Raw genomic sequence first — 25,746 nt, 5'->3', positions numbered from 1 at the left:
TCTTAATTGAAAAATAGACTAATGAGTAGGGTAGGCATTTCCTATCCTACTATTTTCTTTTTGGGATAAAGCATCAAATGACATCCTTGATACTCAATCTCAAGCCTGCTATCGAACTAACTACTGACGAGCAATTTTTTCAGCTATGCCAAGCAAACCGAGACTTACGGCTTGAACGCACAGCTGCTGGAGAATTAATTATTATGTCACCTACAGGAGGAGAAACTGGCAAACGTAATGCTGGAATAACTGCACAACTTTGGTTGTGGAATAATCAAACTCAACTTGGTTTAGTATTCGATGCTTCTAGTGGTTTCAAACTTCCTAATGGTGCAGACCAGATGCTTCGTGATTAAAATTAGAACGCTGGAATAGCTTGATTCAAGAACAAAAGTTGAAATTTATCGCTCAAATCAAGAAGTCGAAGTGATACAATCTCCTGCTACTTTGTCAGAAGAAGATGTCTTCCCTAGATTTATACTCGACATAGAAAAATTTTGGTAAAACGCAGCTAGTTTAGTATCCTAAAATGGTGTTAATAAAGTAGATAAATTAATAAAAATAAATGCCGAATCAATGGGATGCTCAACTCTACGATCGCAACCATGCATTCGTCTCAGAATTAGCAACAGATTTAATAGAATTACTTGCACTACAACAGGGCGATCGCCTTCTCGATTTGGGTTGCAGTACAGGCGGTTTAATACCATTTCACTAAAAATAGGATAAAGATAATTAAAGAAGAAATATGAGTAGAAGTTTATGGCAGGGGTTACCAAAGTAAAAATAAAAGGGATGTTAGTCTGCTCCGGACTTAGTTATACACAAGCACTCTATTTCATGGATTAGCGCAAAAAACCTTGCCAATATTGCAAATATTGCAAGATGATCCTTTAACTCCAAAATTCATCCAAGTCTACTTCTGCTATTTCTTGCTGCACTTCCTGAAAGTAGCTACTTTCAGTCAGCATTGCTACTTCTTTTTCCCGAGTTTTCTGGTCAATTTCAATTCTCAACTCTTCTAATTGTCGTCTCAGTTCATCTTCGCGCCGTTTGCGGTCTGTAATATCTTGCACAATGCCTTCGTAGTAGAGAACCTTACCACTGTTGTCTTTGACAGCGCGGGCATCAATCTGTATCCAAATGATACTGCCATCTTTGCAATAGCAACGGTATTCAAAATCTATTGCCGCATCTTGCTTTTCTAGCAATGTTTTGAATTCAAACCGTTTTTCTGGATCGACATAAAGCTGCTTACCAATGTCGGTGATGCTTTCAAGCATCTCGCTGGGAGAATCATAACCATAAATCTTTGCTAATGCTGGATTCACGTTAATGAATCGACCTTCAGGGCTGGATTGAAAGATGCCCTCTAGAGCATTTTCAAAGATGCTGCGATAGTTTTCTTCGGCGATACGTAACGATTCTTCGGCTTGCTTGCGATCGGTAATATCGCGCACCATAACCAATACTTCATCGTCTCCCAATACTAAAATTCTGACTTCTTCATCCTGGGTTTGCTCGTTTATCGTGATGCGTTGCTCGTAAATCTGTAATTCACCTGTAGCTAAGGCTTGCTGGATATAATGCATTCGCTGGTTAGCCAAATCGGGCGGAAGTGATTCTTGCACAGTTCTACCAGGACTAAATTGTCTGACTCCGTGCACTCCCCGTAAGCGATCGCTACCGATAATATCCAAATAGGTTCCATCTCCTTTGGCACGGATCATTAAATCAGGGATGGCTGTGACAATGGCGCGGTTTGTTGCTTCACTTTGTCGCAGTGCATCAAATGATTCCTTCAGTTGCTTCGCCATCGTGTTGAAGGAACTTGCCAGCGTATCAAGTTCAGTAATGAAACTGGGTTTCACATACTGATTGAGTTCGCCTTGAGCCAGCTTGTCAGAAGCGTGGGAGACTCGGTAAATCGGTTTAGTGACCCAACGAGAAGTGAAAATACCGATGGCGATCGCCAAAGCCAACGTTACTAAGCTTAACCACAAGGCATTACGCCGACTGGCATTGATCTGTGCCATGAAATCTGATTCAGGAATGGTCAGAACCACCAACCAGTCCAAATTGCCATCCTGGAAGGGAACCACCTGGATGTATTGCCGTTCTCTATTCAGGCTGAAATCGAGTTGTTGAACAGATTGAATTTCGTTGAGATTGCTAAAACGACGATTGAGATCCTCGGCTGTGGCTCGAATGATTGAATTAGTGCTAGCCGTTGCCAATAGCCGTTCACTCTCTTCTCCTTCCCCTATTACCATCGGTTCTACAGACGAAGTAGCGACCAATCGTCCCGATCGCTCCATAATAAATGCCGTACCTGTCTTACCAATCTCTAAATTTTGCAAGAACAGACTCAACTCTTGGGGCAAGAAAAAGTCAGTTCCACAGGCTCCAATCAGAGAATTGTTTTGATCGTAAACCGGAATACTTGCTGTCACCGTAGGAAACAAAGTGGAAAAGGCAAGGTAGATTTCACTCCAAACTTCCCCACCTGCTGCTTTTGCTGCTTGATACCAGGGGCGCACTCGCGGGTCAAAGGGTTTGTCGAAGTTGCCCATTGGTACTGTGCGATTACCTCGCGCGTCGAAGCCGAAACCTTGGCGAATAAAGTTTGTATCAGAATTGCTCAATTGCAGAACAACATCTGTGCGGTTTTGCTCTGCAAACCTCCTGACGCCAAAAAAGCCTCCCTGCTCATCTCCACAATACACAAAGCTTAGGGTTGGGTAAATCTGCATTTGCTGCCAAAAGAGGTGTTCGCCCCTGGGGTTGCTGACATCAATATCTCCCTGCGCAAACGCGATCGCATTCAAGCGATTGATCGCCTTAGGGATTGCAACGTAGGATTCTAGCCTTTCCGTAATTCGATAAGTGAGTTCGGTACGAAGTTGACTGGCGACGTCATTGACAGCCTGTTGTCCACTGCGGTAAGCAATCCATCCCACCAACCCGAAGGCGGCAATAATTTGCAACACGAAGGGCGCTACCAAGGTTGTGCGCAGGCGAAATTTCCCTGGGAAGTTCTTGGTAGTCTTACCAGTCATTGATCCCATCCCCACCTGCAATCCATTCTTGCAAGTTGCGTTCTGGTGCGGCTACATTAAACAAATGCAAACCAAAATCTTTTGACAGGTCTTCACAGACCTTAATGCCGCGCGTGCTGTTGCCTTTTGCATCCAGCGGTGGAGAGAAAGTGCCAATGCCCAATTTCCCTGGAGCAACTGCCGTAATGCCACCACCCACACCACTTTTTGCAGGTAGTCCTACCCGATACGCCCACTCGCCTGAGGCATCATACATACCGCAACTGAGCATCACACTAATCACATCTTGCACGTAGCGTTCATCTATCGCGCGTTCTTTAGTTATAGGATTGATGCCGCCATTGGCGAGAGTTGCTGCCAGCATTGCGAGATCTTTAGCATTCACCAAGATTGAACATTGCTGAAAGTAGAGATCCAATGTTTCATCGATTTTGTCGCTGACCATACCAAAGTTCAGCATTAAATATGCGATCGCTCGATTGCGATAGCCCGTTGCCTTTTCGGATAAAAAGACAGGCACGTTGATGTCATGTTCTCGTCCGGTGTAGCGTTTAAACATTTCCAGTAATCGTTTCAGGCGTTCGGTGCCATTTTTACCTTTAATCAGGTCGGTAGTGGCGATCGCTCCTGCATTGACCATCGGATTGTACGGACGATTAGTGAGTTCATCTAGCACGATCGCGTTAAAGGCTTCCCCTGTCGGCTCCACACTCACTTTGCTGTTGACATACTCGCGACCATGATCTTCTAATGCCAAGCCAAACACGAAGGCTTTAGAAATTGACTGAATCGTAAATAGTTTCTCGCAATCCCCCACTTCAAACAGCTGCCCATCTTTTGTAACGATACATATACCAAACCACTCTGGTTTTGCTGTAGCTAATTCGGGGATGTAATCGGCAACAGCACCCTCATTGAGCGATCGATATTTCTCATACAAGTCATTGAGATAGTTGCGAAAGGGAGACGTAACGGCTGTAATCGAACTGGCAAGCGACTGTAAATCTCCTATATTAGACATTACGCTCCCTCCACAATTTGCTGCGCCACTTTGCGGAACTCTTGACTTACTGGATGTTCTGGATATTTCACGCAAAACACGCCTTCACTGGCAAGCTGTACTATATCTTCCGACAAAGGAAACACCCCTGCTACCGTTTCGTTGTAGGTTTCTTCCACTTTTTGTTTCAGTGCTTCTATATTCAGCTTGCTGTATGCTTTATTGATTGCTAGCAACATTTTGCGAACTTTGAGTTGCCGTGCCACATCGATTGTGACTGCTGTGCCTTGGTAATCTTGCTTATCGGGGCGCAGAATCAGGATTAGCACGTGGGAAATAGCGATCGACAAAAAGGTTTCCTTGGATAAACCAGGATGGGTATCAATAAACAAATAATCTAATTGCAATGCTTTAACTAAACGACGAAAGCCATCATTCATGAGCTTGACATCGTAACCATCTTTTAAGATGCGGGCAATATCATCTGCTTTAACACTGGAAGGAACCAAATATAGCTTTCCATCACCACTTAGCCCCACATTGCTACTGATATCGTAAGCTGCATCCTCGATTGCACTTTCTCCCCACAAGTAATTATTCAGGGTTTTGCCCATCTGCTCTGGCTCTAGACAAAACAAACTATGAATTCCTGGCGAGGGAACATCTGTATCTACAACGCCCACACGGTTGCCTAAAGCAGCAACTGTGGTTGATAAGTTAGCAGTAAAGTTAGACTTACCCGTCCCACCTCGATACGAATGGACTGAAATAACTTTCGGCATATACTTTCAGTGTGTTGTTAGTAAGGATACGTGAATCTTACTTGACAATCAACTCGATAAATTTTGACAATTCTAAAAGAGCTAAATTTTTTAATAATCAACTATTGCAAAAACGTATTTTTTATAATGGATTCATTGAGGTTGTCATGCCTATCCGTATTTCAGTTACTTCACTTAACTCAATGCTAGTTCTATCGCTCTTTGTTCAATAAAAACTAAGGCTATTGCCCCTAGAAATTACCTCCCTATTGATACAGTAAGATGACCTGTTATTATACAAAAACTATTTGAGTATCATACTATTATAAAAATTTCTAAATATTACTCTATCCATAAAAATATCTTAAAAACTTAAGAAGAAATCTTAGAAACTTAAGAAGAAATCTTGAAAACTTACTGAAACTGAACTGCCATAAATTTTTTAATTTAAACAAATAAGGTGAGCATTGCTCACCTTAGGTAATCTCAATTAAACCATTTGCGCTACGTGATACGGACTTGTTAATCGATCGAGTTGTTGCACTAACAAGCTGAGGAATAAGCCGACATCAGTAACAACACCAACTGATTCTACAGAACCGCGATCGCTTAATTTTGTCACTACCGCCGGATTAATATCAACGCACACCATCTTTACGCCTGCGGGTGTCATATTACCAACACCAATTGAATGCAACATCGAAGACAACATCAAAATCATGTCTGCGCCTTCGAGTAACTGTGCATATTCTTGTTGTGCTTTAATTAAATCCATCTGCGTATCGGGTAATGGTCCATCATCGCGAATTGAACCTGCAAGCGAAAATGGTACACCTGCACGCACGCATTCGTACATCACGCCACTTTTTAAGATACCCTGCTCCACAGCTTTAGCGATACTGCCACACCGGCGAATTGTATTAATTACCTTTAAATGATGGCGGTGTCCGCCGCGTACTGCAACTCCACGTTGCATATCGACACCCAATGAAGTCCCCATCATGTTTTGTTCCATGTCGTGGACAGCGATCGCATTTCCACCAAGTAATGCTTGCACGTACCCTTCACGAATCAATCGTGCAAGATGTTCGCCACCGCCTGTATGAATTACCACTGGACCTGCTGTGACGACAACTTTACCGCCTTGGTCGCGGATTTTTCTAAGTTCCCACGCGACTTGTTCGACAACTAATTCAACACGGCGTTCGCTGGACACTCCCGCAGACATGAAGCTGAATTCTTGGGTATTGCGTTGTTCGCGCGATTCTGTTTTGCGGATAGTACGGATACCTTGAACGTCGACAACAACATGTTCGCCTACTTCTAAATCGCGTAATAACTTACACCGTGCCAATAACCCATCAGCAGTTTGTTTGATTGCGATCGCGCCATCCATCCGCTGATTTTGCACGCGTACCCATTCACCATTAATTCGCACTTCAGTGGGATAAATCGTAGTGACGTAAAAGTCATCTGGTGCAACCCCAGCTTGCAAGACAGGCTCTAATTTAGCATCGCGTTCATCTTGTGGTAAATCGACTGCGCCCAAGTCAATAAGCTGTGAGATGATACTTTCCATCACATCATGCGAAGGCGCTGAAACTTTTACTTCGGCGGTTGAAGTACTTTGTCGTTGTTCTCCTAAATTAAATTTGAGTACTTGGAAGCTACCGCTATTTTCGACAATCAAATCTAACGCGCGGTTGATTAAACCTGTATCGAGTAAGTGTCCTTCCAAGCGAATTGTACGGCTTTCGACAGGAGCATTTGCCGTTACTTCACTACGTACTGGCTCGGTGACTCGTAGCGTTAAGCACTTGGCTGCACCACCTGCTTTGAGAAATTCTGTTAGTGGTGTTTCAATGACTTGAAATCCAGCTTTGGCGAGGCGTTGTTTGAGATTGTCACTCGCCTTATTCATAATCACAACCGAGTCGATGTTGACGGCGTTACACGCAAAGTTCACCGCATCGGCTTCGGCGATCGCAATGCGTTTTTCTGGTGCAACGCGCATTTCAATCATGCGGTTGGAATACGAATCAAACGCTGGCGGATAGTACAGCAAATAACCACCCGAAAGCGGACAAAAACACGTATCCAAGTGATAAAAGCGCTCGTCCATCAACCGCAGTGATATCACTTCGATGTCGAGCCACTTAGCAATATAAGGATGCGAGTCAAGTTCCGAACGAAAGCCATAACCTGCCCACAGCCAGCGTCCTTCGCGATCCAGCAATGCATCTCCTGCGCCTTCAAATGGCAAGTCTTTTGGCAATTCATATACCGTGTAGCCTTGCGACTCAAACCACGCTTTAAAGTATGGTTCCTCTCCCTGACGTTCTTTGTGGTAAAAACGACTGAGAACGACGTTATCTCCCAACACGAGTCCTGCATTAGCAGTGAATACCATATCGGGTACGCCGGGTTGTGGTTGCACGAGGTCTACAATCGCATGCTCTTTGATAATATGGTGCAGTTTTTGCCACTGATCGACCGCGCGATCGCGTGAAGACTTGTGGATGTTGCCTTCCATCCAAGGATTAATAACATAGTCCACATCGTAGTGGTCAGGAGGACACATGAGGAAGCGAAGCGAAGAATTCATAAAGTAATGTCAGTGTAAATAAATTCCCAAGCTTTTATTGGATACAGACTTTTGCTGTCCCAATTCTGTAGAACTTGCTACGATTCTGCCTTGCATACAACAATAAGGCTAGATCCCCATTTTATACCCAGTAGAACTTGATATAACATTAGTAGGTAGTGATGAGTGACTAGTGGCTAGTAATGGGCAACCAATTATCTGTTACCCATTACCAATTTCCCGCCCACAAATTTAGCTAATCGTTTGTGTAATGTCTGCATCAACTAAAAGCGTAGCAGCACCAGAAGTATACTGATTGTACAAAACACCATCGAGTGTTGTCGTACCGCCACTCAGCCATCCTTGCCCAGTTGAAGTGACGCGATCGCCCCTATTGCCATTGACAATCAAACGGTTGGTTGTATCTGACAATGCTAGTAAATCCAAGCGCGTTAAGTTTAAGGTATTATTGCCAGTTCCCGTAAGGTCAACGATTTCAATTCCTCGAATCCGGTTGTTAGGCAAAGTCGTTAAATCGATTGTGACGCCGCTAGTATCTACGGTTAAAGTATCCGTACCGCTACCGCCATCAATCCGGCGATCGCTCGCACCAAAGCTGAGCGTATCATCTCCCGCACCACCATAGAGGACATTCGCGCCAAGACCGCCAATCAGGCGATCGTTCCCCCTACCACCAATGAGAATATCATCACCGTTCGTGCCAATCAGTGTGTCATTTCCTGCCGTGCCTTGGCGTGTCACTTGATTATTAAAGTCTTTGCCAAAGATAACGTAGCTTTCTGCCGCTATATAAGAACCAAGTAAGATATCATCAAAGCCATCACCATCTACATCTCCCGCTTCACTGATAGATGTGCTTGTCGTGTTACGTGTCTCAATTCCTTTAATAGGAAAACCATTTAGCCCATTCAAATCAACTAGATTGAAATTAGCACCAAAACCACCCGCTTTGCCAAAGATAACGTAGCTTTCTCCAATACCTATTTCAAAACCAGCACCACCGTAATAAGAACTACTCGTTCCGACGATCGCATCATCAAAGCCATCACCATTCACATCTCCTGCACTGCTAACTGCTGCACCCGAGTAAGCAAATGTTTGAGTGCCATTGATCGTAAAGCCATTGTTACCGTTGAGATTTGCCAAGTTCACACTTGCGCCAAATCCGCCTGATTTCCCAAATATGACATAACTTTGACCAGCACGGGCTAGACCATTGGCACGCGCACCAGGTGCCCCAATAATGATGTCAGCAAAGCCATCACCATTAATATCGCCTGCATCGCTAACGGCGTTTATTGATGTGACGCCATTGATGGCAAAGCCATTCTTACCATTCAGCGCAGCCAAGTTCACACTTGCGCCAAATCCACCTGATTTCCCAAACACAACATATGCTTGTCCTGCTTCGCCCGCACCAGGTGCCCCAATAATGATGTCAGCAAAGCCATCGCCATTCACATCTCCCGCATTACTGATAGAAAAATCTAAACTGTAACGGGCACTAGTAATCCCTTTGATTGCAAAACCATTACTACCATTGAGGGCGGCTAAATTTACCCGCGTATCAAATCCACCTGCTTTGCCAAATACGACATAACTTTCTGCGATATTATTTTGACGATTAGAACCAGCTTTAGGCGCACCAATCAAGATATCTGCAAAGCCATCGCCATTCACATCTCCCGCATTGCTGACCAAAACACCTGAACCATCAAATGCATTGATGCCTTCGAGGACAAACCCATTATTACCATTGAGCGTTGCTAAGTTTACGCGTGCGCCAAATCCACCTGATTTACCAAACACAACATAACTTTCTCCGGCACTATCTCGACCGTTAGGATCGGCACCAGGTGCCCCAATTAAGATGTCAGCAAAGCCATCACCATTCACATCTCCCGCATTACTAACAGAAGCACCTGAAACGTCACCTGAATTGATACCTTCAAGAACAAATCCATTGTTACCGTTGAGATTTGCTACGTTCACATTTGCACCAAATCCACCTGGTTTACCAAATACAACGTAGCTTGCACCAGCATATTGCCCACTTGAATTAGTCCAAGATGCACCAATTAAGATATCAGTAAAGCCGTCACCATTAATATCTCCGGCGCTGCTGATAGGCACATCAGAGAAGCCGTAGAAACCTTTGCCAAAGCCACTGATCGTAAAGCCATTGTTACCATTAAGCGTAGCAACGTTAATTTCGTCACCAGTAAACTTAAAATAGGTACCGTTAAGATTGAGTGAAGTTGTCGAGCCTTGAATAATTGCGATGAGTTCATTAGGTTCGCCGCTTTTGTTGCGAAAAATTGCGGTTCCTGCTGGCATTCCTGTGGGCGAAGTTAAGAGAACATAGTCAGAACGCTTGCCGTTGAGTCGAATTTGGTCTTCGTTAGGATTAAAATCTTTAATCAAAGCATAGTCGCCAAAACCTGGTGTAGTTCGATTATTGTCGTCGTAAAATACGCTAGAGTCAGTACCGAGAACAAACGTGTCTCTACCGCTACCACCAGTGAGGGTATCGCGGTCAAGAGTGCCGTCTGTACCGCTTAAAGTATCATCACCTGCACCACCATTGAGTAAATCATTACCGGCTTGACCGCGCAAAATATTTCTTTTTGAATTACCGATGATTACATTATTGAGACCGTTGCCTGTAAGACGAGTATTATTACTACTGAGTGGAGAATCAACTAAGGTTAAGTTTTCTAAATTGTTGCCTAACGTGTAGTCACGATAACTAATGACTGTATCAATACCACTATTAGCTGTTTCATAAATTACATCAAATGATTCAGCAATGATATAGGTGTCGTTACCATCACCACCGTATAAGAAATCTGCTGTGAAATCGCCACCATCATAAGGATCGTCGTCACCGAAAACATCATATATTGAACTACCGCTGAGCGTGTCGTTACCATCGCCTCCATAAAGAGTATCACTTCCTTTTTGTCCATTCAGGCTGTCGTTACCTGCCCCGCCGCGCAGCACATTGTTATTGTTATTGCCGATGATAATGTTATTGAGGCTATTCCCTGTACCATTAATTGCCGCAATTCCTGTTAGTATTAGCCGCTCTAAATTGTTACCTAATGTATAGCTTCTAGAAGATAAAACAGTATCTATCCCACCATTTACTGCTTCATTAATGATGTCATTCGTGTTATTAATACGATACGTATCATTGCCCGCTCCCCCGATAAGGGTATCGATACCATTACCACCATCAAGCGTGTCATTGCCTACACCGCCATTCAGAACATCATTACCACCACGACCTAACAATAAGTCATTTCCTGCAAAACCGAAGAGTGTGTCTGCAAATTGCGTTCCAGTTAAAGTATCGTTACCAACAGTTCCTCTAATGACTGCCATGATTTTTGTTGTCTCCAATATTAAATCTCAATAGAGAGTGCTGACTGCATTGCAGCACATAGCATAATGCCATGGCGCTTACAGCCAGGGAATTTAACTGAAGGTTTTACCTAATTAGTAAAAAATTCCTTCTTTAGATTTTAAAATGGAGCAGGTTAAAAATATCACTTGTATCGTAAAATTAAGTATTCAAAACTGAAATAGTGAAAACTAGCAATTGTAGAAAATAAAAGTATAAATTTTGCTTGATAGTTTACTTGTATTGAAACTCATTTTTATTGGATTTTGAAATACAAAAATATTGCCACCTCAGTACAAAACAAAGAAATCAGTAAAATATTGCTACTTAATTCTAAATTTTTTGGAAGTGGCTGCAAATGATTAAATTTTGATGCGGAAAGTTAAGTTCATCTGTGCAGATTGAAATTTAAGCCTAGATACAGAAAGTAATATAAGCGCGCGATCGCCTCCACGCAGTCTGCTAAGTTAGTTAAGCTGGTTAACATAATTGTGCTGCTTCGCGTTGGCACAGGTAAATTTAAGTTATTCGTACTTTAGCAGGCAGGATTAACAAAATAAAAGCTATGGCACTAATAGTCCAGAAATACGGTGGTACTTCGGTTGGTTCAGCAGAACGCATCATCGCAGTTGCACAGCGCGTCATGCAAACCGTAAAAGCAGGAAACTCACTTGTTGTCGTTGTTTCGGCAATGGGTAAAACCACCGATGGACTTGTCAAATTAGCTAATGCAATTTCTTCTAATCCTTGTCGCCGCGAGATGGATATGTTGCTTTCGACGGGAGAACAGGTATCCATTGCGCTGTTAAGTATGGCATTACAAGAATTAGGACAACCGGCGATTTCCTTGACAGGCGCACAAGTAGGAATTGTCACCGAAGCCGAACACACCCGCGCCCGCATTCTTAATATTAGTTCCCAACGCATTGAGCGACATCTCAAAGATGGCAAAGTTGTTGTTGTCGCCGGATTTCAAGGAATTAGTAGTACTACCGATTGGGAAATTACAACGTTAGGGCGTGGTGGTTCCGATACTTCTGCGGTGGCTTTAGCGGCTGCACTTAAAGCAAGTTGCTGTGAAATCTACACCGACGTTCCAGGAATTCTTACTACAGATCCGCGCATCGTACCTGAAGCGCAACTGATGAGCGAAATCACCTGCGATGAAATGCTTGAACTTGCAAGTTTAGGCGCCAAAGTCTTGCATCCGCGTGCGGTAGAAATTGCCCGCAACTATGGTGTTGAATTAGTTGTGCGTTCGAGTTGGACAGACGATCCTGGAACACGAGTGGTGTCTCCCACACCACAACCGCGATCGCTCGTCGGGTTAGAAATTACGCGTCCTGTGGATGGTGTTGAAGCGGATACTGATCAAGCAAAAGTTGCCTTATTGCGCGTTCCCGATCGCCCTGGTGTTGCTGCACGATTATTTGGTGAAATTGCACGGCAAAATTTAGACGTCGATTTGATTATTCAATCGATTCACGAAGGTAACACGAACGACATTGCCTTTACTGTCACAACACCAATTCTCAAACGCGCCGAAGCCGTCGCCCAAGCAATCGCCCCTGTATTGCGATCGCGCGCCACCGCTCGCGAAGAAGCAGAAGTGATGGTACAGCAACAAATTGCTAAAGTCAGCATTGTTGGTGCAGGGATGATCGGGCGTCCTGGTGTCGCCGCCAAAATGTTTGCGACGCTTTCTGATGCGGGAATTAATATTCAAATGATTTCAACTTCTGAAGTCAAGGTGAGTTGCGTTATTGATGCAACTGAATGCGATCGCGCGATTGATGTTTTGTGCAAAGCTTTTGAAATTGATCGCGTTTACCAGTCAGAATCGCAATCTGCTACTTCTTCCCATCCTACTTCACCACCTGTTAGAGGTGTTGCTTTAGACCTTAAGCAAGCGCAACTTGCTATTCGCCAAGTCGCCGACCGCCCAGGAACCGCCGCGAAGTTATTTGGACTTTTAGCAGAGCGTAATATCAGTGTTGATATGATTATCCAGTCACAGCGCTGCCGCGTTATTGACGGCGTACCCAAGCGCGATATTGCCTTTACTGTTGCACAAATCGATGCTGAAGAAGCACGCCAAGTGTTAGAAACCGCGGCTAGCGAGTTTGGTTGGGGTGAAGTTGTTGTTGATAGCGCGATCGCCAAAGTTAGTGTTGTTGGCGCAGGAATGGTAGGACAACCAGGCGTTGCTGCCAGAATGTTTGAAGCACTCGCGCAGCATCAAATTAACATTCAGATGATTACTACCTCAGAGATTAAAATTAGCTGTGTTGTTGCTCAAGAGCAAGGTATTACGGCTTTAAAAGCGATTCACGCAGCTTTTGGACTAGGTAGCAATCAACAAATTCAAGTTCCTGCTTAAAAATAATTGATGAATAAAGCGGCTTCCTTAAAAAGAAACCGCTTATTTACTCAATATTCGTTTTTTATCCATTCTTTAAGGAGAGACAAAACCATAAATTAAATTGCTAACAACCGAGAGGGCTAACGCTCCAATTAAAGCACTCCAAATGCCTGCGCGTAGACGAAATCCACTTACTAAAGAAGCTGCAATAGCTAAACTAACAGCACCAATAATAAAAGTGAATACGCCAGATAATAAACCAAATGTTACGACGTTAGGAATAAAAAATACGGCTTTTAAAATCGGATTAACAACAGCCGCAACAATTCCTAAAACCGCAGCCGAAATAAAAGCTTTAGGAGTGCTATCAATTTCAATTCCTACAGGTAATTGCGTTACCAGTAATAAGCTTGATGCACTCACTAACCATGCAATTAACAGCTCCACCAACATATGTATATCCTCAGCTTAAATTGATAATTTATCAAAATTCATTGGTGACAATAAACTACCTCAAGCGAAAGTAACTATACATCTACAAATTGGCAGAAATCAGAACCTATTATGACAACTAATTTATTTCTTACGGAACTGCAGGTGTTGTCGGAGAAATCGGCGATTGATTCGGAGTAGGCGCTGGTGGAATTGTTGGAATCGGTGCGTTGAAATTAGTTTGTGGAATAGTTGTTCCCGGTGAAGGTGCAAGTCCAGGAACAACGGGAACTGTAGGGCTGATGCCAGGATTTGTATCGCCTGGTAAAGTTGCTAAAGCAACGCGATCGCCACCAACGGCGCGTAGCAGATCGAGGACTTGAATCACTTCGTTGTAACTTGCAGTCCGCGAAGCATTCAATACCATAAGTCCGTCTGGATTTGCCTGGCGATAAGCTTGCAATCGCTGCGTGAGTTGATCGCGCGAGACTGGTTCTTGCTCAACATACGTTTGCCCAATCGCATCCAATGTCACAATTAAAGTTTGGCGAATCTCTGGTGGCGTCCCTGTACTAGCTCTGGGTAAGTCTACATTAATCGCTTGCTGTCGAGTAAATTGTAATGCCGCCAACAAGAAAAACGTCAAGATACAAAAAATGACATCAATCAGCGGAATAATTTGAACTTGAACTTCTTCAATCGGAGAATGTAAATTGATTTTCATATTGGAACATTGAAAAAGCTTGAAGATTCACAAGAAAGTTGACTTTTACGTTCAACTCGTACGTGACGTGTGAGGATAAAACTTGTTTAATGTAAGTTGCTCGCATGAATCAGCTTACAGTGGTGAAGCATCAGGACCTTTTTTTTCCGAACGAGGGGGAATGCGATAACCTTCAGTTGTGTCGCGCTGGACAATGTTCGCGCGCGGTACAGTGCTTTGAATGTCTGCACCGCTGTCATCCCAAGTTTGGCGGTACAGAACTTCCAACTCACTTCCTGCTTTACGAAAAACTTTGACTTGGTTGACAACAAAAGCTTGGAACAACCGATAAAATGCTAGGCTAATAATTGCGACTAAAAGACCAGCAGCGGTACTGATTAGGGATTCCCCAATACCCAAGGTAACTCCTGCTGCCGAAGCGGTTCCTAAATCGCCTAGGCGAATATTTCGCAAAGACCGAATTAAACCGAGTACAGTTCCCAACAAACCAAGTAAAGGGGCGAGTGCAATGACCGCTTCTAGGATTTTTTCTCCCTGACGCATTGCAGCTATCTCATCTTCAGCGGTTGATTCTAACGCCAGGCGAAAGAGTTCTGGATCGGGTCGAGATAAGCGCAATGGCGCGTAAAGAAACCGCCCAATTGGTTGATCGGTTGCTCTTTTGGCAAGCTGTGTCGCACCTGCCCAATTGTCTCGCGCTGCATAAAGAATGCGATTTACAATTTCGCGTTCCTGATTAAGAATTCTAAACCAAAACCACAAGCGCTCGATAATGACACTCAACGATAAAATTGACAGCGCCAGCAAGGGTAACATTGCTGGTCCACCATTTCTAAATATTTCTACAACATCCACCGTTTCCGCGTGCCTCCGTTCACTAGACTTTTTGGAAAGTACCTCATTATGCAAGATCGCGTCGTTAAAAGTTATGCGTCAGGCATAACTATTGCTTGTCATCTTGCTTAGGCGATATCAATTGAGCCTTTACACCTCGGATTTAGAATAGATCGAGATTGTCTTCAAAGCATATCCGATTTTTTAGGAAGCGAAACTACAATCGCATCTAATGCAATTAGACAATCGCTGTTGCCTCAAGGCGGGCATTACTGTTTCATCTTCAACACCATAGTTTGTATTTGTTTATCTTATAAACAGTTACCTCTCTAGCATCATCTCATCAGGAGTTTAAAGTAATTCATAGTAGAAGCTAGCAAATAACTTCAATTTCAGCCACACCTATCTATGGGAAGGACTTGAGAAAAATTGCAGGTAGCATTTTCCTAGCAGGAAGTAGACGGTTATTTCTACCAGAAGTTTGCTGTGATATCTGTCAGGATAAAAGTAGCTTTAAGGTCATCGCATCAAATGAAGAACTTTGGTATTCAATCGGTCTATAGTTGGTATCGCAATCTCCTACGCAATCCTAGATACCGCTGGTGGGTAATTTTAGGAACAGCGTTTTATTTCCTGCTGCCATTTGACATCGCACCTGATTTTCTGCCAGTTGTTGGACAAATAGACGATGTCTTTTTACTATCACTCCTGCTTGCAGAAGTTTCTCAAATATTGATGGAAGGTGTCAAAGCGCGTAGAGCTAACACTCAACAAACTGCTGAAGCGAATACACAGACAACAGCAAGCACTATCGACGTTGATGCGGTATCAGTTAAATAGCTGCTAAGCTCCCCTCCTTCATCAACAAGCAATTGCGCTTGACGACCTAGCGCGATAAATGCGATCGCACAAGATAACAGGAGGGATTTTGCCTAAGACTGATATTTTTAAGTTGACAAGCTGAATTGTTGATAAAATTTTTTCTAAAGGCGAGTTCAGTAAGGAATATATGTATTCAGATCGCCCATCTCCATCGCCAGAAGACCAGTTTGATTCGGAAGCGATACCAACACTACAAAGAAAAACTATTCATCCCGATAGTCTTAAATTCATGGATATGGCAAAAGACCTTCTTGATAAGCCAGAAATTAAACAGGCTATAACTGAAGAACAACAAAAGCAAAAATAGGGCAGCAGTTATCGTCATTACTGCCCTATTGCTGTCTATTGGCTGAGTACCCAATGAACTAATGTGCGTACGCCATAACCTGTTGCACCAGGGTTATTGCAGCCATTTTCTTTGTCAGTCCAAACAGGACCTGCGATATCTAAGTGTGCCCAAGGCGTTTCCTTAACAAACTGCTTCAAAAATAAAGCAGCTGTAATCGAGCCACCGCCACGCGGTCCTGTGTTCTTAAAGTCGGCAATTCCAGATTTTAGCCCTTCAAAGTATTTTTCTTCAAACGGCATTCGCCAGAGTTTTTCGCCAGCCGCTTCCGCCGCTTGGGCAAGTTGTTGTGCTAGTTTATCATCAGGCGAGAATAAACCTGCAATCTCGTCGCCCAAAGCAATAATACACGCACCCGTGAGCGTTGCTAAATCCACGATCGCATCGACACCTAACTTTTCTGCAAAGACAAGCGCATCGGCTAAAGTTAAGCGACCTTCTGCATCCGTATTATTTACTTCAATCGTTTTGCCGTTAGAAGCCTTGAGAATATCGCCAGGATGCAGCGCCCGACCGCTAATCATGTTCTCCGTCGCCGCACTAATGAAATGAACTTCGACATCGGGCTTGAGTTGCGCGATCGCTTTTGCTGCACCTAAAGTCGCCCCAGCACCACCCATGTCCATCTTCATCATCTCAATGCTGCTACCTGGACCTGCTTTGATGTTTAAGCCGCCAGAATCAAACGTTAACCCTTTTCCAATAATCGCGAGTTTGCGCTTTGGAGTACCTTCGGGTTTGTAAGTTAAGTGAATAAACTTAGGTGGTAAATCTGAAGCTTGGGCAACGCCTAAAAAAGCTCCCATACCTAGTTTTTCACAATCCTCGCGTTCGAGAATTTCAACTTGTAACCCGTGCTCTTGTGCGATTTTCTGCGCTGTTTCGGCAAGTGTAATCGGCGTTACTTCGTTTGCTGGTGCTGCAACTAATTCGCGTGCCAAGTTGACTCCCGCACAAATGGAATTGGCGCGGGCGATCGCCGCTTCTTGTCCTGCAAATCCGAGTAAATCGACGCGTTCGACACAAAAGCCTTTATCTTCAGGTTCAGACTTAAAGCGATTGTCTTGATACGAGGCAAGTTGCACGCCTTCGGCGATCGCTTGTACCGTTGCTGCAGGATCGTTATTTGCTGTCGGTAAATTCACGCCTACCGTCTTACACTTCTCTTTTTTAGCTAATCGAGCCACAGTAGCACCAGCGCGGCGCACATTGTCTAACTTCAGCGTTTCCTGATTTCCTAACCCGATCAAGAATACTTTGCGTACTGGGCTACCGCCACCAATCCGCGTAACTGCACTACTACCTTCTTTACCTTTAAATTCCGTTTCCTCGATAATTTCTTTCAGCGCATCAGCAAATTTCTCGTTGAGTTGAGCTACATCACCCTGTAACTCCTCCGTTTCCTCAAACAAGCCAATAGCAAGACAGTCCCCAGTCCAATCTAGAAGCGGGGTATCAATTGCTCGAATTTCCATTTCTACTACTGTATGAAAGCTTCTTGTACCAGTATCGCGCAAATTCCAGGGATCGGGGGTCAAAGGTCAGGGAGTTGAAGAAGCAAAAAAGCAGGGAAGAATAAATAATAACAAATGAACGTTGACTTGCAACTCCTACGTCTTCAATGCAAAACCGCTCGCTGTTCACTAGCCGCTAACCACTTGCTCCTAGTCCCTGATTGTGACCTCACCATTGTGCGCTTCTGAAGGTTTAGTAATATCAGTGCTCGTCTCATTGCCGCTGCGATCGTTGCGTGTCGCTGTTTCCCAGTTGGCAAGCAAAGCTTGTATTCTCATGCGTTCAATATAAGGCCAGCCGCCTTGAGACTCAATATCTCTTAGCAGTGCGTATAGCGCTTGACGATTATCTGGCAACGAGGCTTGAAATATACCATCGCGAATTTCTCGGTGTAGTTCCTCTAACTGCCGCAGCACAGCTAGAATCGCTATATTATCACCTTGACAACTTGCTGCCAAAGTACGCACAGCACTGACGATCGCTTGCAGTTGGGCTTGCAGACTGTCCTGACTCAAAATTAGCTTTCCTCGTTAATTTGTTGCACTACTTGTTACGCAATCCTGCCCCGCGGTTTCAAGCAAAACATAGAATAATTTAGAGTAAATTCGTTAGGCAAACGGTTAAATTCTGTACAATCACCTTCTCAAGCTGAAAGTATCAATCACATTGAGGATATCCACTTTTGTCACGCGATCGCTTCTCTTTTTTGCAAATATACTACACACTTCGGGCATTTCGTCAACTTAAACTCACCGTAGTTTTAGTAAATTGACAAAATAATTTACAAAAAAATCGTCTACCTTTGTATGGTTGAATTGTTTTTAATAGCGACAGTACTGCGTCAATTCGACAACAGTATTATCTTAGTTTGTGTAATATTCAATGTATTGGCGACATCGCCGTGTAAAATTTTGTATTGGGATCTGGGCTGATCCATTCTGCAAACCAGCAGACCTGAGCTAAATCCCAGCGGTTCAATGAATCTCTAAAGGTAAGTTCTATAGGTACGAGTAAAATGCCATTTACCCCCCTATATTTTCCCACCGAGTACGAGCAAAGTTGAAGCGCGACTGTCTATTGTCATAATGACTGTCATGCCTTTGTGCTATAGCTCTTGGTAAAACAAGCTGATATACGCCTGATATTCAATTCTCTTGGCAGATTATGTTTGCAGGTTAAATACAAAGTTAAAAGAAAGATTGAGGTTGACCATGAGGTATCGCGCTCTAATTGTTGCATTTCTGGCATTGTGCCTGGGTGTACTAACCGCTTGTAGTGAGGGTCCTGCCTCTGCTAGCAGTAGAGATGTACTCACCTACGACCAAATCAGAGGAACAGGTCTAGCTAATAAATGTCCACAACTGTCAGAAACTACGCGTGGTTCTATTGCAATTGATCCTAATAAGTCATACAGAATCGTCGATCTATGCTTGGAACCAACTACCTTTTTTGTGAAAGAAGAACCCACAAATAAACGTCAAAAACCAGAATATATAGCTGGAAAATTGCTGACACGTTACACTTCAACAATTGACCAAGTACAAGGCAAGCTAAACGTCAACAGCGATGGCAGCCTAACGTTTGTTGAAGAAGATGGGCTTGACTTCCAAGCAATTACTGTACAACTTCCTGGAGGTGAACGAGTTCCTTTTCTATTCACAATTAAAGAGCTAGTTGCTCAAACTCAACCAGGATTGACTAGCATTAACACTTCTACCGATTTTGAAGGTGAATTCAAAGTACCTTCTTATCGCTCCGGTGCATTCCTCGATCCTAAAGGTCGCGGTGTTGTTGCTGGTTACGATAATGCAGTTGCGCTTCCCGCGCAAGCGGATCGTGAAGAACTCCTTCGCGCCAACCGCAAGCAAACCCCAAACTTAAAGGGTGAGATTTCCTTGCAGGTTGCTAAAGTAGATAGCAGCACTGGCGAAATCGCAGGTACATTTGAGAGCGAACAGCCATCAGATACCGACTTAGGAGCGCGTGAAGCTCTAGATGTCAAGATTCGCGGTCTGTTTTATGCTCGAGTTGAACCAATAGCCTAGCACGTCGCTATTAACTTCAGAGGAGATACGGAAGAACTTCACAAGATGTCTCAGTACATTCTCTTTCTTTCTATCTCCTTGGCTATCAAGTTGCTAACTAAAGCACTGTTAACCTAATTACAAATTTTCTCAAGAGGGCATTTAGTCTCTCTTTTTTTTATTGACTGCAGCTATCGTAAAGTAGCCATTATTATCAATCACTCGCGATAAAAATTCATAATATTAAGTGCTTTTAATAAAAAACTAACCATCAATATTGGTTATTAATAAAGTCAAACTGTAAAAAAGTCATTAACTTTTAGTAAAATTTCAGGATTAACAGTCATAAACATAAATAAAGATGCTAAGCATTTCCCTTGTTAGCAGTTCCTTTCCAGGCAAACTGCTTGTAGCTTAATGCTAATAATTTTATAGTCATAGTTAGTTCATTTATTGTATCTTGATACAAATTCATTATCGAATTTTGAGTTGCCAACTTCAGCACCAAATGCTTGCCTTACGGGTTTTTGAGGAGAATCTAAATCAGTAGAGAGAAACTTCAGTGTTATTTCGGTGGTACAAAAACAGAAAAAATTAATACTCTAATTAGTCAGCAGCGAGCAATCTCAGCTGAAGACAATCAACCCTCTTTAGATGCTGTTATTGGCTAATTTGAGCGTTGAATAATCAATTTAAGCTATTAAGTCCAACTAGCGTGCTACTTAACTTTAATGCTATCAATTGTTTCAGCATACAAGAGCAATTAGTGGCGCGACGCAGTAGTAACGCCTTTATTGTTATTCAATTATTACTGTAATTATGGTGCTAAGTTATACTGCAGAACACAACGAATTGAAGCAAAGAAGTGCAACTCTACTGCGAGATTACGAGCAAGACCGCTCTCAAACTATCCGCAACCAGCTTGTTACCCTCAATTTAGGGTTAGTGCGAAAAGAGGCACACTATTGGAGCAATCAATGTACAGAAAGTTACGAAGATTTACTACAGGTGGGGTGCATCGGCTTAATTCGTGCAGTTGAGCGCTTTGAATTGTCTAAAGGTCATGCATTTAGTTCCTTCGCGGTTCCGTATATTCGTGGCGAGATTCAGCATTACTTGCGCGATAAAGGTGTTATGGTGCGTATTCCGCGCCGCTGGTTAGCGCTACAGCAGCAAGCTATAGGTGTTGTCCGCGATTTACGGCAGAAGTATAATCGCCAACCGTCAGATGCCGAAATTGCCGAAGGATTGAACATTTCGCTCAAGGAATGGCAAGAAGTCAAACTTGCGTGGGTAAATCGCGCTCCTTTAAGTTTAGATATGCCTGTTCAAGAATCTGAAGAAGGAACAACCTCCTTGGGAGAAATTGTTCCCGATCGCGACTATCGTAGCTTTCAACTTGCACAAGAGGATCGCCTTCGTTTACAACAATCGTTGTATCAGTTAGAGAAACGCACGCACGAAATTTTGAAATTTGTGTTTTTATATGATTTGACGCAAAAAGAAGTCGCAGAACGCTTAGGCATCAGTGTTGTCACAGTTTCGCGTCGCGTAAAAAAAGGACTCGATTCTTTAAAGCAGTTAATGGTGGGAGCAGAAGATTAAAATATCTGCGGACGGCTTAAGGACTGTAGCTTATTTAATCTTAAGGTATAAAAGTACCAGAATTCTGAAACTTGAGATGTTGAAAGGTAGCGGATTGGAAAGAAATTTTGATAATCAATGGGTTGGAGTGAAAGCATGGCGCCAACTTTCCGCGATCGCCGCGTTCGGAATGATGGTACTGCCAATCGCTAGTTGTGGCAATAATACCGAAGATATGAGTGCAACGCCGCCATCTCAGGAAGCACAAAATACGGCTGCAGTAGCGCCATTTCCTAAACCGACAGCGCAATCACCTACCGTTGCTATTTCTCCGAGTCTCATTCAACCAACTAACGGCAGTCAGCGCGCCAAACAAGTACAAACGGGTCGCCAAGATCCTTTTGCTGGGCTATTTATCCAGACAAGACCTAGGGAAACTGCTTCACAAGTGGCGTCACAAGCAAGTCCTCCACAAACAACAGCAAATAGCAGTGGTGCGAGTTCTTCAGATGCGATCGCCACACGTCCTCCTAGTTCGCCACCAGGTGGAGGTGCAACAGTGAATAATCCTCCTCCAGTAACTCCACCAGATAACGATAATGGTATTCCCTTTCCACCACCAGATGAAGGTGCTTTCCCACCTGCATTACCATCGGTTCCTGAGCCTGAGTTAGCTCGAAAAGTTGCGGTTTCTGGTGTCGTTCAAATTGGCGATCAGCTGCAGGCGATTGTGCAAGTCCCCAACGAGGGAACAAGTCGTTATGTCCGCGTCGGACAACGGCTTTCCAACGGGGAGATTCTCGTCAAACGAATTGAAATGAGTCCTGGGATTGAGCCTGTGGTCATTTTAGAACAATATGGCGTTGAAGTTGCCAAGGCGATCGGCGAGCAAGCTGTCGAATCAGATACTCCAGAGGAATCACCACCCACTCCCACACCAACGCCATCTCCAACGGAAGAAGCTGAACCCCAACCTGATTTACCACCAGAAGTAACATCACCTGCACCACCAGCAGGTACTCCTACCCCTGTACCTGTTCCCATCAACCCACCTACAGTTCCTAACGGAACTCCGATTCCATCACCGTCACCTGTTACGCCCGGTCCTGGAGAGTTTTAATTTCCATGAGTCAGAATCAACTGAAGGAAGAAATTGAATTTCCTGGACTGCCGTTAGCCGTTTATCGAGAAATTGCCGCGCATTTGCAGCAGGTGGATGGAGTCGAGACAGGTCTGTATCCAGCAGCTTATCAGCAGTTTGACTACAAACACAGTCAAATCGGGGGGCTGTGGATTCAATATAACCAACGCGCTAATTCCGTAAGTCGCCAACGAGTCGCGCAAATTTTGGCATACTATCAGAATCGTTACGGTGCATTTAGAAAAATCAATTCTGCCATCGAGCAGTAAGATTTTCTGCCATAAGCCGTAACTGAGAAACGCAATTTAGATAAACAGTTAATGGGCGAAATTCAGGCATTACGTGGAACGCGAGATATATTGCCAGAGGAAGTTGGGTACTGGCAAAAGGTAGAAGCGACAGCGCGGGATATTCTTTTTAAAGCAGCGTATCGCGAAATTCGCACCCCCATTTTTGAGCAAACCGAGTTGTTTGAGCGGGGTATCGGCGAAGCAACTGATGTAGTAGGGAAAGAAATGTATACATTCCGCGACCGCGGCGATCGCTCGATTACGTTACGCCCTGAGGGAACAGCAGGTGTCGTGCGATCGCTGATCGAACACAGTTTGTATACGCAAGGCGGCGTACAGCGGTTGTGGTACGCAGGTCCTATGTTTCGCTACGAACGTCCGCAAGCAGGAAGACAGCGGCAATTTCATCAATTAGGCGTGGAAGTTTTGGGAAGTGCCGATCCGCGAGCCGATGTTGAGGTCATTGCGATCGCCACCAACATTCTTCAAACTTTGGGATTGAAAAATCTTCACCTCGATATCAACTCTGTGGGTAATCTTGAAGATCGCAACGCCTATCGCCAAGCGCTAGTAGACTACTTAACGCCGTATAAAGACGAACTCGATCCTGATTCGCAAGAGCGTTTGAGTCGCAATCCCTTACGGATTTTGGATAGTAAAGACAAACGCACGCAAGAAATTGCTCAAAATGCACCGAGTATTCTGGATCATCTTGGTGCATACTCGCGACAGCACTTTGACAAAGTACAGCAGCTACTCGCCGATTTGGGTATTAGTTACCAACTCAACCCCCGATTAGTACGCGGACTCGACTACTATACGCACACAGCATTTGAAATTCAATCAGATGACTTGGGCGCGCAAGCAACGGTTTGTGGTGGCGGGCGTTATGATGGTTTGGTTGCGCAATTGGGTGGTCCTGAAACTCCTGCTGTTGGTTGGGCAATTGGTTTAGAGCGCTTGATTTTATTACTTCAACAACTACAGGAACCTGCGGTATCAAGCATTGATTTTTATGTTGTTTCGCGCGGGGAGGCAGCCGAAGCACAGGCGCTTGTTCTAGCACAGAAGTTGCGGCAAGCAGGGTTTAGTGTTGATTTAGACTTAAGTGGGAGTGCTTTTAAGAAACAGTTTGCTAGAGCAGATCGCAGTGGGGCGATCGCGTGTCTCATCTTAGGCGACGAAGAAGCTGCAAACCACACCGTTAAACTCAAGTGGATGGCTTCAAAAGAACAAAGTGCGATTCCCCAAACTGAATTACTTGCCAATATTGAAGAACTACGCAGCCAGCTGACTAGGGGTAAGCAAAAGAGTGAATAGTGGCTAGTCACAGTTAGGAGAACTACTGAGTTGAAGGGCGATCGCAGATAATAAACTGACTCGTTAGTTTCGGGCAATAAGGTATGACCGCTCCTTACACTGGAGGATGTCAATGCCTATTCCTCGCGATGCAGTTGTCATCCTCCAAGGACTGCCGAAACAATTGAATGTCAGCTTTGGGAAGGTTCAGCGGCTTCCTTGCTTGGAAATCTTAAACATTACCTGGAGTTCATATGGAAGTACGGATTGAACCTTACGAGGCGCATCAACTTGATGCAGTTATTCGTCTTTCGCTACAAGCATGGGCACCAGTCTTTGATTCAATTGAGCAAATGATGGATTTTGACGTTTATCGAGAACTTTATCCCGATTGGCGTGTGAGCCAGCGTCAAGCTGTCGAAGGTGTCTGTGCTGCTGAGGACACTCCTGTATGGGTTGCGATCGCTGCTGGTGCAGTCTTGGGTTTTGTTGCGGTGAAACTAGATGTCGAACCCAACGTGGGTGAAATCTACATGCTCGCTGTCGATCCCGAATTTCAGGGTCGCGGTATTGGCTCTGCTTTAATAAAATTTGCACTTAATTGGATGACAGGTGCAGGCATGTCGGTCGCGATGGTAGCAACGGGTGGCGATCCTGGTCATGCTCCAGCACGTCGCACCTATGAAAAGCTAGGTTTTAGGATATTGCCACTTGCCCAGTACTACAAAAAGCTCTAGCTATGCAGAATAAGAGCAGAGGTGCTTCAGGAGTGAATAACTCAAAACTAGCCACTAGTCCCTAGCTGCTCTCTGACTCACCTCTCACCCCTCTAGAATAGTATTTTTGTACTAAACTAGAATCGTTCTGGTTAATAACTGTAGTAAGGGTAGCATCAAACTCCTTACGATAGAGGACTTCAGTGAAAACAACGCAGGTATTGTTAGTCTTTTGGCAGCAATGCCAAAATTTGCTCAATAAACTGTTGATGGTCAACAATGGGTTTAGAAATGTAGCCGTCAGCGCCACTTTGTTTGAGAAAACTCTCGCGATCGCCTTCCATCGCGTGTGCTGTCACCAAAATAATCGGCAGTTTGGCAGTTTGTGCATTAGCTTTCAACATTTGGGTAATCTTAATACCATCAACGGCCTTGCCTTGGTACATGCTCCGCGAGAGGGAAACATCCATCAAAATGATGTCGGCTTCTCCCGCTGCAGCAATTTTCATCACTTCTTCGACATTTTCAGTATGCTTGACACCCAAGCCACCGCGTTTAGTCAAAATTTTGGAAAAAACCCGTGCATTAGTAAAATCGTCTTCCACAATCAATACAGTTTTCATGAGAGTAGTTGCTTTAAGTTTATTGAATATTTATAAATGAACAGATTATTAATATGGCAAAGCCTACCATCTTAATTAAAAACAATAAGAGGCGTTTTAAGTTATAAAATAGTTGCCTCTAATCTAAGGATAATACTACTGCT

At 43.9% G+C, this 25,746-nt stretch carries 22 protein-coding genes and 1 pseudogene; 12 read left to right on the top strand and 11 right to left on the bottom strand.

What is annotated here, in order from left to right; genetic code table 11:
- The first annotated feature begins 77 nt into the window (after positions 1 to 77).
- Positions 78 to 504, top strand: a pseudogene (locus B1A85_RS19720) (Uma2 family endonuclease).
- A 61-nt stretch (positions 505 to 565) separates the two neighbouring features.
- Positions 566 to 718, top strand: a complete 153-nt coding sequence (locus B1A85_RS19715) for a hypothetical protein (protein ID WP_210404607.1) — start codon at positions 566 to 568, stop codon at positions 716 to 718.
- Positions 719 to 893: 175 nt separating this feature from the next.
- Here the strand turns inward: B1A85_RS19715 and B1A85_RS19710 are convergent, their stop codons facing one another.
- The 5 genes from B1A85_RS19710 to B1A85_RS25365 all read right to left on the bottom strand — a co-directional run bounded on the left by B1A85_RS19710 (position 894) and on the right by B1A85_RS25365 (position 10,812).
- The gene (locus tag B1A85_RS19710; protein WP_104548443.1) at positions 894 to 3,059 is read right to left on the bottom strand and encodes a PAS domain S-box protein; all 2,166 of its coding nucleotides are present in this window, start codon (positions 3,057 to 3,059) and stop codon (positions 894 to 896) included.
- Positions 3,049 to 4,080, bottom strand: a complete 1,032-nt coding sequence (gene glsA / locus B1A85_RS19705) for a glutaminase A (protein ID WP_104548442.1) — start codon at positions 4,078 to 4,080, stop codon at positions 3,049 to 3,051. Before glsA ends, B1A85_RS19710 begins: the two co-directional genes overlap by 11 nt.
- The gene (locus B1A85_RS19700) at positions 4,080 to 4,841 is read right to left on the bottom strand and encodes a MinD/ParA family protein (RefSeq protein WP_104548441.1); all 762 of its coding nucleotides are present in this window, start codon (positions 4,839 to 4,841) and stop codon (positions 4,080 to 4,082) included. Before B1A85_RS19700 ends, glsA begins: the two co-directional genes overlap by 1 nt.
- Before the next feature lie 469 nt (positions 4,842 to 5,310).
- Positions 5,311 to 7,425 carry a TIGR00300 family protein gene (locus tag B1A85_RS19695; RefSeq protein ID WP_104548440.1) on the bottom strand — a complete coding sequence of 705 codons (2,115 nt, stop codon included), beginning with the start codon at positions 7,423 to 7,425 and terminating at the stop codon, positions 5,311 to 5,313.
- A 231-nt stretch (positions 7,426 to 7,656) separates the two neighbouring features.
- The gene (locus tag B1A85_RS25365) at positions 7,657 to 10,812 is read right to left on the bottom strand and encodes an S-layer family protein (RefSeq protein ID WP_104548439.1); all 3,156 of its coding nucleotides are present in this window, start codon (positions 10,810 to 10,812) and stop codon (positions 7,657 to 7,659) included.
- Positions 10,813 to 11,396: 584 nt separating this feature from the next.
- Here B1A85_RS25365 and B1A85_RS19685 point away from each other — a divergent pair.
- Positions 11,397 to 13,211 carry an aspartate kinase gene (locus B1A85_RS19685; RefSeq protein ID WP_104548438.1) on the top strand — a complete coding sequence of 605 codons (1,815 nt, stop codon included), beginning with the start codon at positions 11,397 to 11,399 and terminating at the stop codon, positions 13,209 to 13,211.
- Between the two features lie 75 nt (positions 13,212 to 13,286).
- On the opposite strand, the gene B1A85_RS19680 is transcribed toward B1A85_RS19685, so the two are convergent.
- From B1A85_RS19680 to B1A85_RS19670, 3 genes are all read right to left on the bottom strand, one after another.
- Positions 13,287 to 13,646 (bottom strand): phage holin family protein, encoded by a 360-nt coding sequence (locus B1A85_RS19680; RefSeq protein ID WP_104548437.1) that lies wholly within the window; start codon positions 13,644 to 13,646, stop codon positions 13,287 to 13,289.
- A 130-nt stretch (positions 13,647 to 13,776) separates the two neighbouring features.
- A complete protein-coding gene (locus B1A85_RS19675; RefSeq protein WP_104548436.1) occupies positions 13,777 to 14,349 on the bottom strand; it encodes a biopolymer transporter ExbD in 573 nt (190 codons plus the stop codon).
- Positions 14,350 to 14,463: 114 nt separating this feature from the next.
- The gene (locus B1A85_RS19670; RefSeq protein WP_371681694.1) at positions 14,464 to 15,165 is read right to left on the bottom strand and encodes a MotA/TolQ/ExbB proton channel family protein; all 702 of its coding nucleotides are present in this window, start codon (positions 15,163 to 15,165) and stop codon (positions 14,464 to 14,466) included.
- A gap of 549 nt (positions 15,166 to 15,714) precedes the next feature.
- Between B1A85_RS19670 and B1A85_RS19665 the strand changes: the two genes are divergently transcribed.
- Both B1A85_RS19665 and B1A85_RS19660 read left to right on the top strand, forming a co-directional pair.
- Positions 15,715 to 16,023, top strand: a complete 309-nt coding sequence (locus tag B1A85_RS19665; protein WP_104548434.1) for a YkvA family protein — start codon at positions 15,715 to 15,717, stop codon at positions 16,021 to 16,023.
- A 169-nt stretch (positions 16,024 to 16,192) separates the two neighbouring features.
- Complete coding sequence (locus tag B1A85_RS19660) at positions 16,193 to 16,372, top strand: hypothetical protein (protein ID WP_104548433.1); 180 nt, start codon at positions 16,193 to 16,195, stop codon at positions 16,370 to 16,372.
- Between the two features lie 35 nt (positions 16,373 to 16,407).
- Here the strand turns inward: B1A85_RS19660 and B1A85_RS19655 are convergent, their stop codons facing one another.
- Both B1A85_RS19655 and B1A85_RS19650 read right to left on the bottom strand, forming a co-directional pair.
- Entirely contained in the window at positions 16,408 to 17,886 is a 1,479-nt protein-coding gene (locus tag B1A85_RS19655) for a leucyl aminopeptidase (RefSeq protein ID WP_104548486.1), read from the bottom strand.
- 189 nt (positions 17,887 to 18,075) lie between these two features.
- On the bottom strand, positions 18,076 to 18,441 hold the full coding sequence (locus B1A85_RS19650) for a hypothetical protein (protein WP_210404606.1): 366 nt from the start codon (positions 18,439 to 18,441) through the stop codon (positions 18,076 to 18,078).
- Between the two features lie 696 nt (positions 18,442 to 19,137).
- Between B1A85_RS19650 and B1A85_RS19645 the strand changes: the two genes are divergently transcribed.
- The 7 genes from B1A85_RS19645 (at position 19,138) to B1A85_RS19620 (ending at position 25,001) form a co-directional block, all read left to right on the top strand.
- Positions 19,138 to 19,971, top strand: a complete 834-nt coding sequence (locus B1A85_RS19645) for a photosystem II manganese-stabilizing polypeptide (protein WP_104548431.1) — start codon at positions 19,138 to 19,140, stop codon at positions 19,969 to 19,971.
- A 798-nt stretch (positions 19,972 to 20,769) separates the two neighbouring features.
- Complete coding sequence (locus tag B1A85_RS19640; RefSeq protein ID WP_104548430.1) at positions 20,770 to 21,555, top strand: RNA polymerase sigma factor SigF; 786 nt, start codon at positions 20,770 to 20,772, stop codon at positions 21,553 to 21,555.
- A gap of 127 nt (positions 21,556 to 21,682) precedes the next feature.
- Complete coding sequence (locus tag B1A85_RS19635; protein WP_210404605.1) at positions 21,683 to 22,654, top strand: hypothetical protein; 972 nt, start codon at positions 21,683 to 21,685, stop codon at positions 22,652 to 22,654.
- Between the two features lie 5 nt (positions 22,655 to 22,659).
- Positions 22,660 to 22,944 carry an acyltransferase gene (locus B1A85_RS19630; protein ID WP_104548428.1) on the top strand — a complete coding sequence of 95 codons (285 nt, stop codon included), beginning with the start codon at positions 22,660 to 22,662 and terminating at the stop codon, positions 22,942 to 22,944.
- A 51-nt stretch (positions 22,945 to 22,995) separates the two neighbouring features.
- On the top strand, positions 22,996 to 24,285 hold the full coding sequence (gene hisS / locus B1A85_RS19625) for a histidine--tRNA ligase (protein ID WP_104548427.1): 1,290 nt from the start codon (positions 22,996 to 22,998) through the stop codon (positions 24,283 to 24,285).
- Positions 24,286 to 24,397: 112 nt separating this feature from the next.
- The gene (locus B1A85_RS24065; RefSeq protein WP_168192443.1) at positions 24,398 to 24,535 is read left to right on the top strand and encodes a hypothetical protein; all 138 of its coding nucleotides are present in this window, start codon (positions 24,398 to 24,400) and stop codon (positions 24,533 to 24,535) included.
- Complete coding sequence (locus B1A85_RS19620) at positions 24,519 to 25,001, top strand: GNAT family N-acetyltransferase (protein WP_104548426.1); 483 nt, start codon at positions 24,519 to 24,521, stop codon at positions 24,999 to 25,001. The genes B1A85_RS24065 and B1A85_RS19620 overlap by 17 nt, the downstream gene beginning before the upstream one ends.
- A gap of 203 nt (positions 25,002 to 25,204) precedes the next feature.
- Here B1A85_RS19620 and B1A85_RS19615 read toward each other — a convergent pair whose 3' ends face one another.
- The gene (locus tag B1A85_RS19615) at positions 25,205 to 25,603 is read right to left on the bottom strand and encodes a response regulator (protein ID WP_104548425.1); all 399 of its coding nucleotides are present in this window, start codon (positions 25,601 to 25,603) and stop codon (positions 25,205 to 25,207) included.
- Positions 25,604 to 25,746 lie beyond the last annotated feature (143 nt).

This window comes from Chroococcidiopsis sp. TS-821 (assembly GCF_002939305.1).
In the GTDB taxonomy this organism is placed as follows: Bacteria; Cyanobacteriota; Cyanobacteriia; order Cyanobacteriales; family Chroococcidiopsidaceae; genus Chroogloeocystis.
This window is presented reverse-complemented; position numbering and strand designations above follow the sequence as displayed.

Coding starts and splice junctions, on each gene's coding strand:
- B1A85_RS19715 (WP_210404607.1), top strand. CDS start 566: ATGCCGAATCAATGGGATGCTCAACTCTACGATCGCAACCATGCATTC.
- B1A85_RS19710 (WP_104548443.1), bottom strand. CDS start 3,059: ATGACTGGTAAGACTACCAAGAACTTCCCAGGGAAATTTCGCCTGCGC.
- glsA (WP_104548442.1), bottom strand. CDS start 4,080: ATGTCTAATATAGGAGATTTACAGTCGCTTGCCAGTTCGATTACAGCC.
- B1A85_RS19700 (WP_104548441.1), bottom strand. CDS start 4,841: ATGCCGAAAGTTATTTCAGTCCATTCGTATCGAGGTGGGACGGGTAAG.
- B1A85_RS19695 (WP_104548440.1), bottom strand. CDS start 7,425: ATGAATTCTTCGCTTCGCTTCCTCATGTGTCCTCCTGACCACTACGAT.
- B1A85_RS25365 (WP_104548439.1), bottom strand. CDS start 10,812: ATGGCAGTCATTAGAGGAACTGTTGGTAACGATACTTTAACTGGAACG.
- B1A85_RS19685 (WP_104548438.1), top strand. CDS start 11,397: ATGGCACTAATAGTCCAGAAATACGGTGGTACTTCGGTTGGTTCAGCA.
- B1A85_RS19680 (WP_104548437.1), bottom strand. CDS start 13,646: ATGTTGGTGGAGCTGTTAATTGCATGGTTAGTGAGTGCATCAAGCTTA.
- B1A85_RS19675 (WP_104548436.1), bottom strand. CDS start 14,349: ATGAAAATCAATTTACATTCTCCGATTGAAGAAGTTCAAGTTCAAATT.
- B1A85_RS19670 (WP_371681694.1), bottom strand. CDS start 15,165: ATGTTACCCTTGCTGGCGCTGTCAATTTTATCGTTGAGTGTCATTATC.
- B1A85_RS19665 (WP_104548434.1), top strand. CDS start 15,715: ATGAAGAACTTTGGTATTCAATCGGTCTATAGTTGGTATCGCAATCTC.
- B1A85_RS19660 (WP_104548433.1), top strand. CDS start 16,193: ATGTATTCAGATCGCCCATCTCCATCGCCAGAAGACCAGTTTGATTCG.
- B1A85_RS19655 (WP_104548486.1), bottom strand. CDS start 17,886: ATGGAAATTCGAGCAATTGATACCCCGCTTCTAGATTGGACTGGGGAC.
- B1A85_RS19645 (WP_104548431.1), top strand. CDS start 19,138: ATGAGGTATCGCGCTCTAATTGTTGCATTTCTGGCATTGTGCCTGGGT.
- B1A85_RS19640 (WP_104548430.1), top strand. CDS start 20,770: ATGGTGCTAAGTTATACTGCAGAACACAACGAATTGAAGCAAAGAAGT.
- B1A85_RS19630 (WP_104548428.1), top strand. CDS start 22,660: ATGAGTCAGAATCAACTGAAGGAAGAAATTGAATTTCCTGGACTGCCG.
- hisS (WP_104548427.1), top strand. CDS start 22,996: ATGGGCGAAATTCAGGCATTACGTGGAACGCGAGATATATTGCCAGAG.
- B1A85_RS24065 (WP_168192443.1), top strand. CDS start 24,398: ATGCCTATTCCTCGCGATGCAGTTGTCATCCTCCAAGGACTGCCGAAA.
- B1A85_RS19620 (WP_104548426.1), top strand. CDS start 24,519: ATGGAAGTACGGATTGAACCTTACGAGGCGCATCAACTTGATGCAGTT.
- B1A85_RS19615 (WP_104548425.1), bottom strand. CDS start 25,603: ATGAAAACTGTATTGATTGTGGAAGACGATTTTACTAATGCACGGGTT.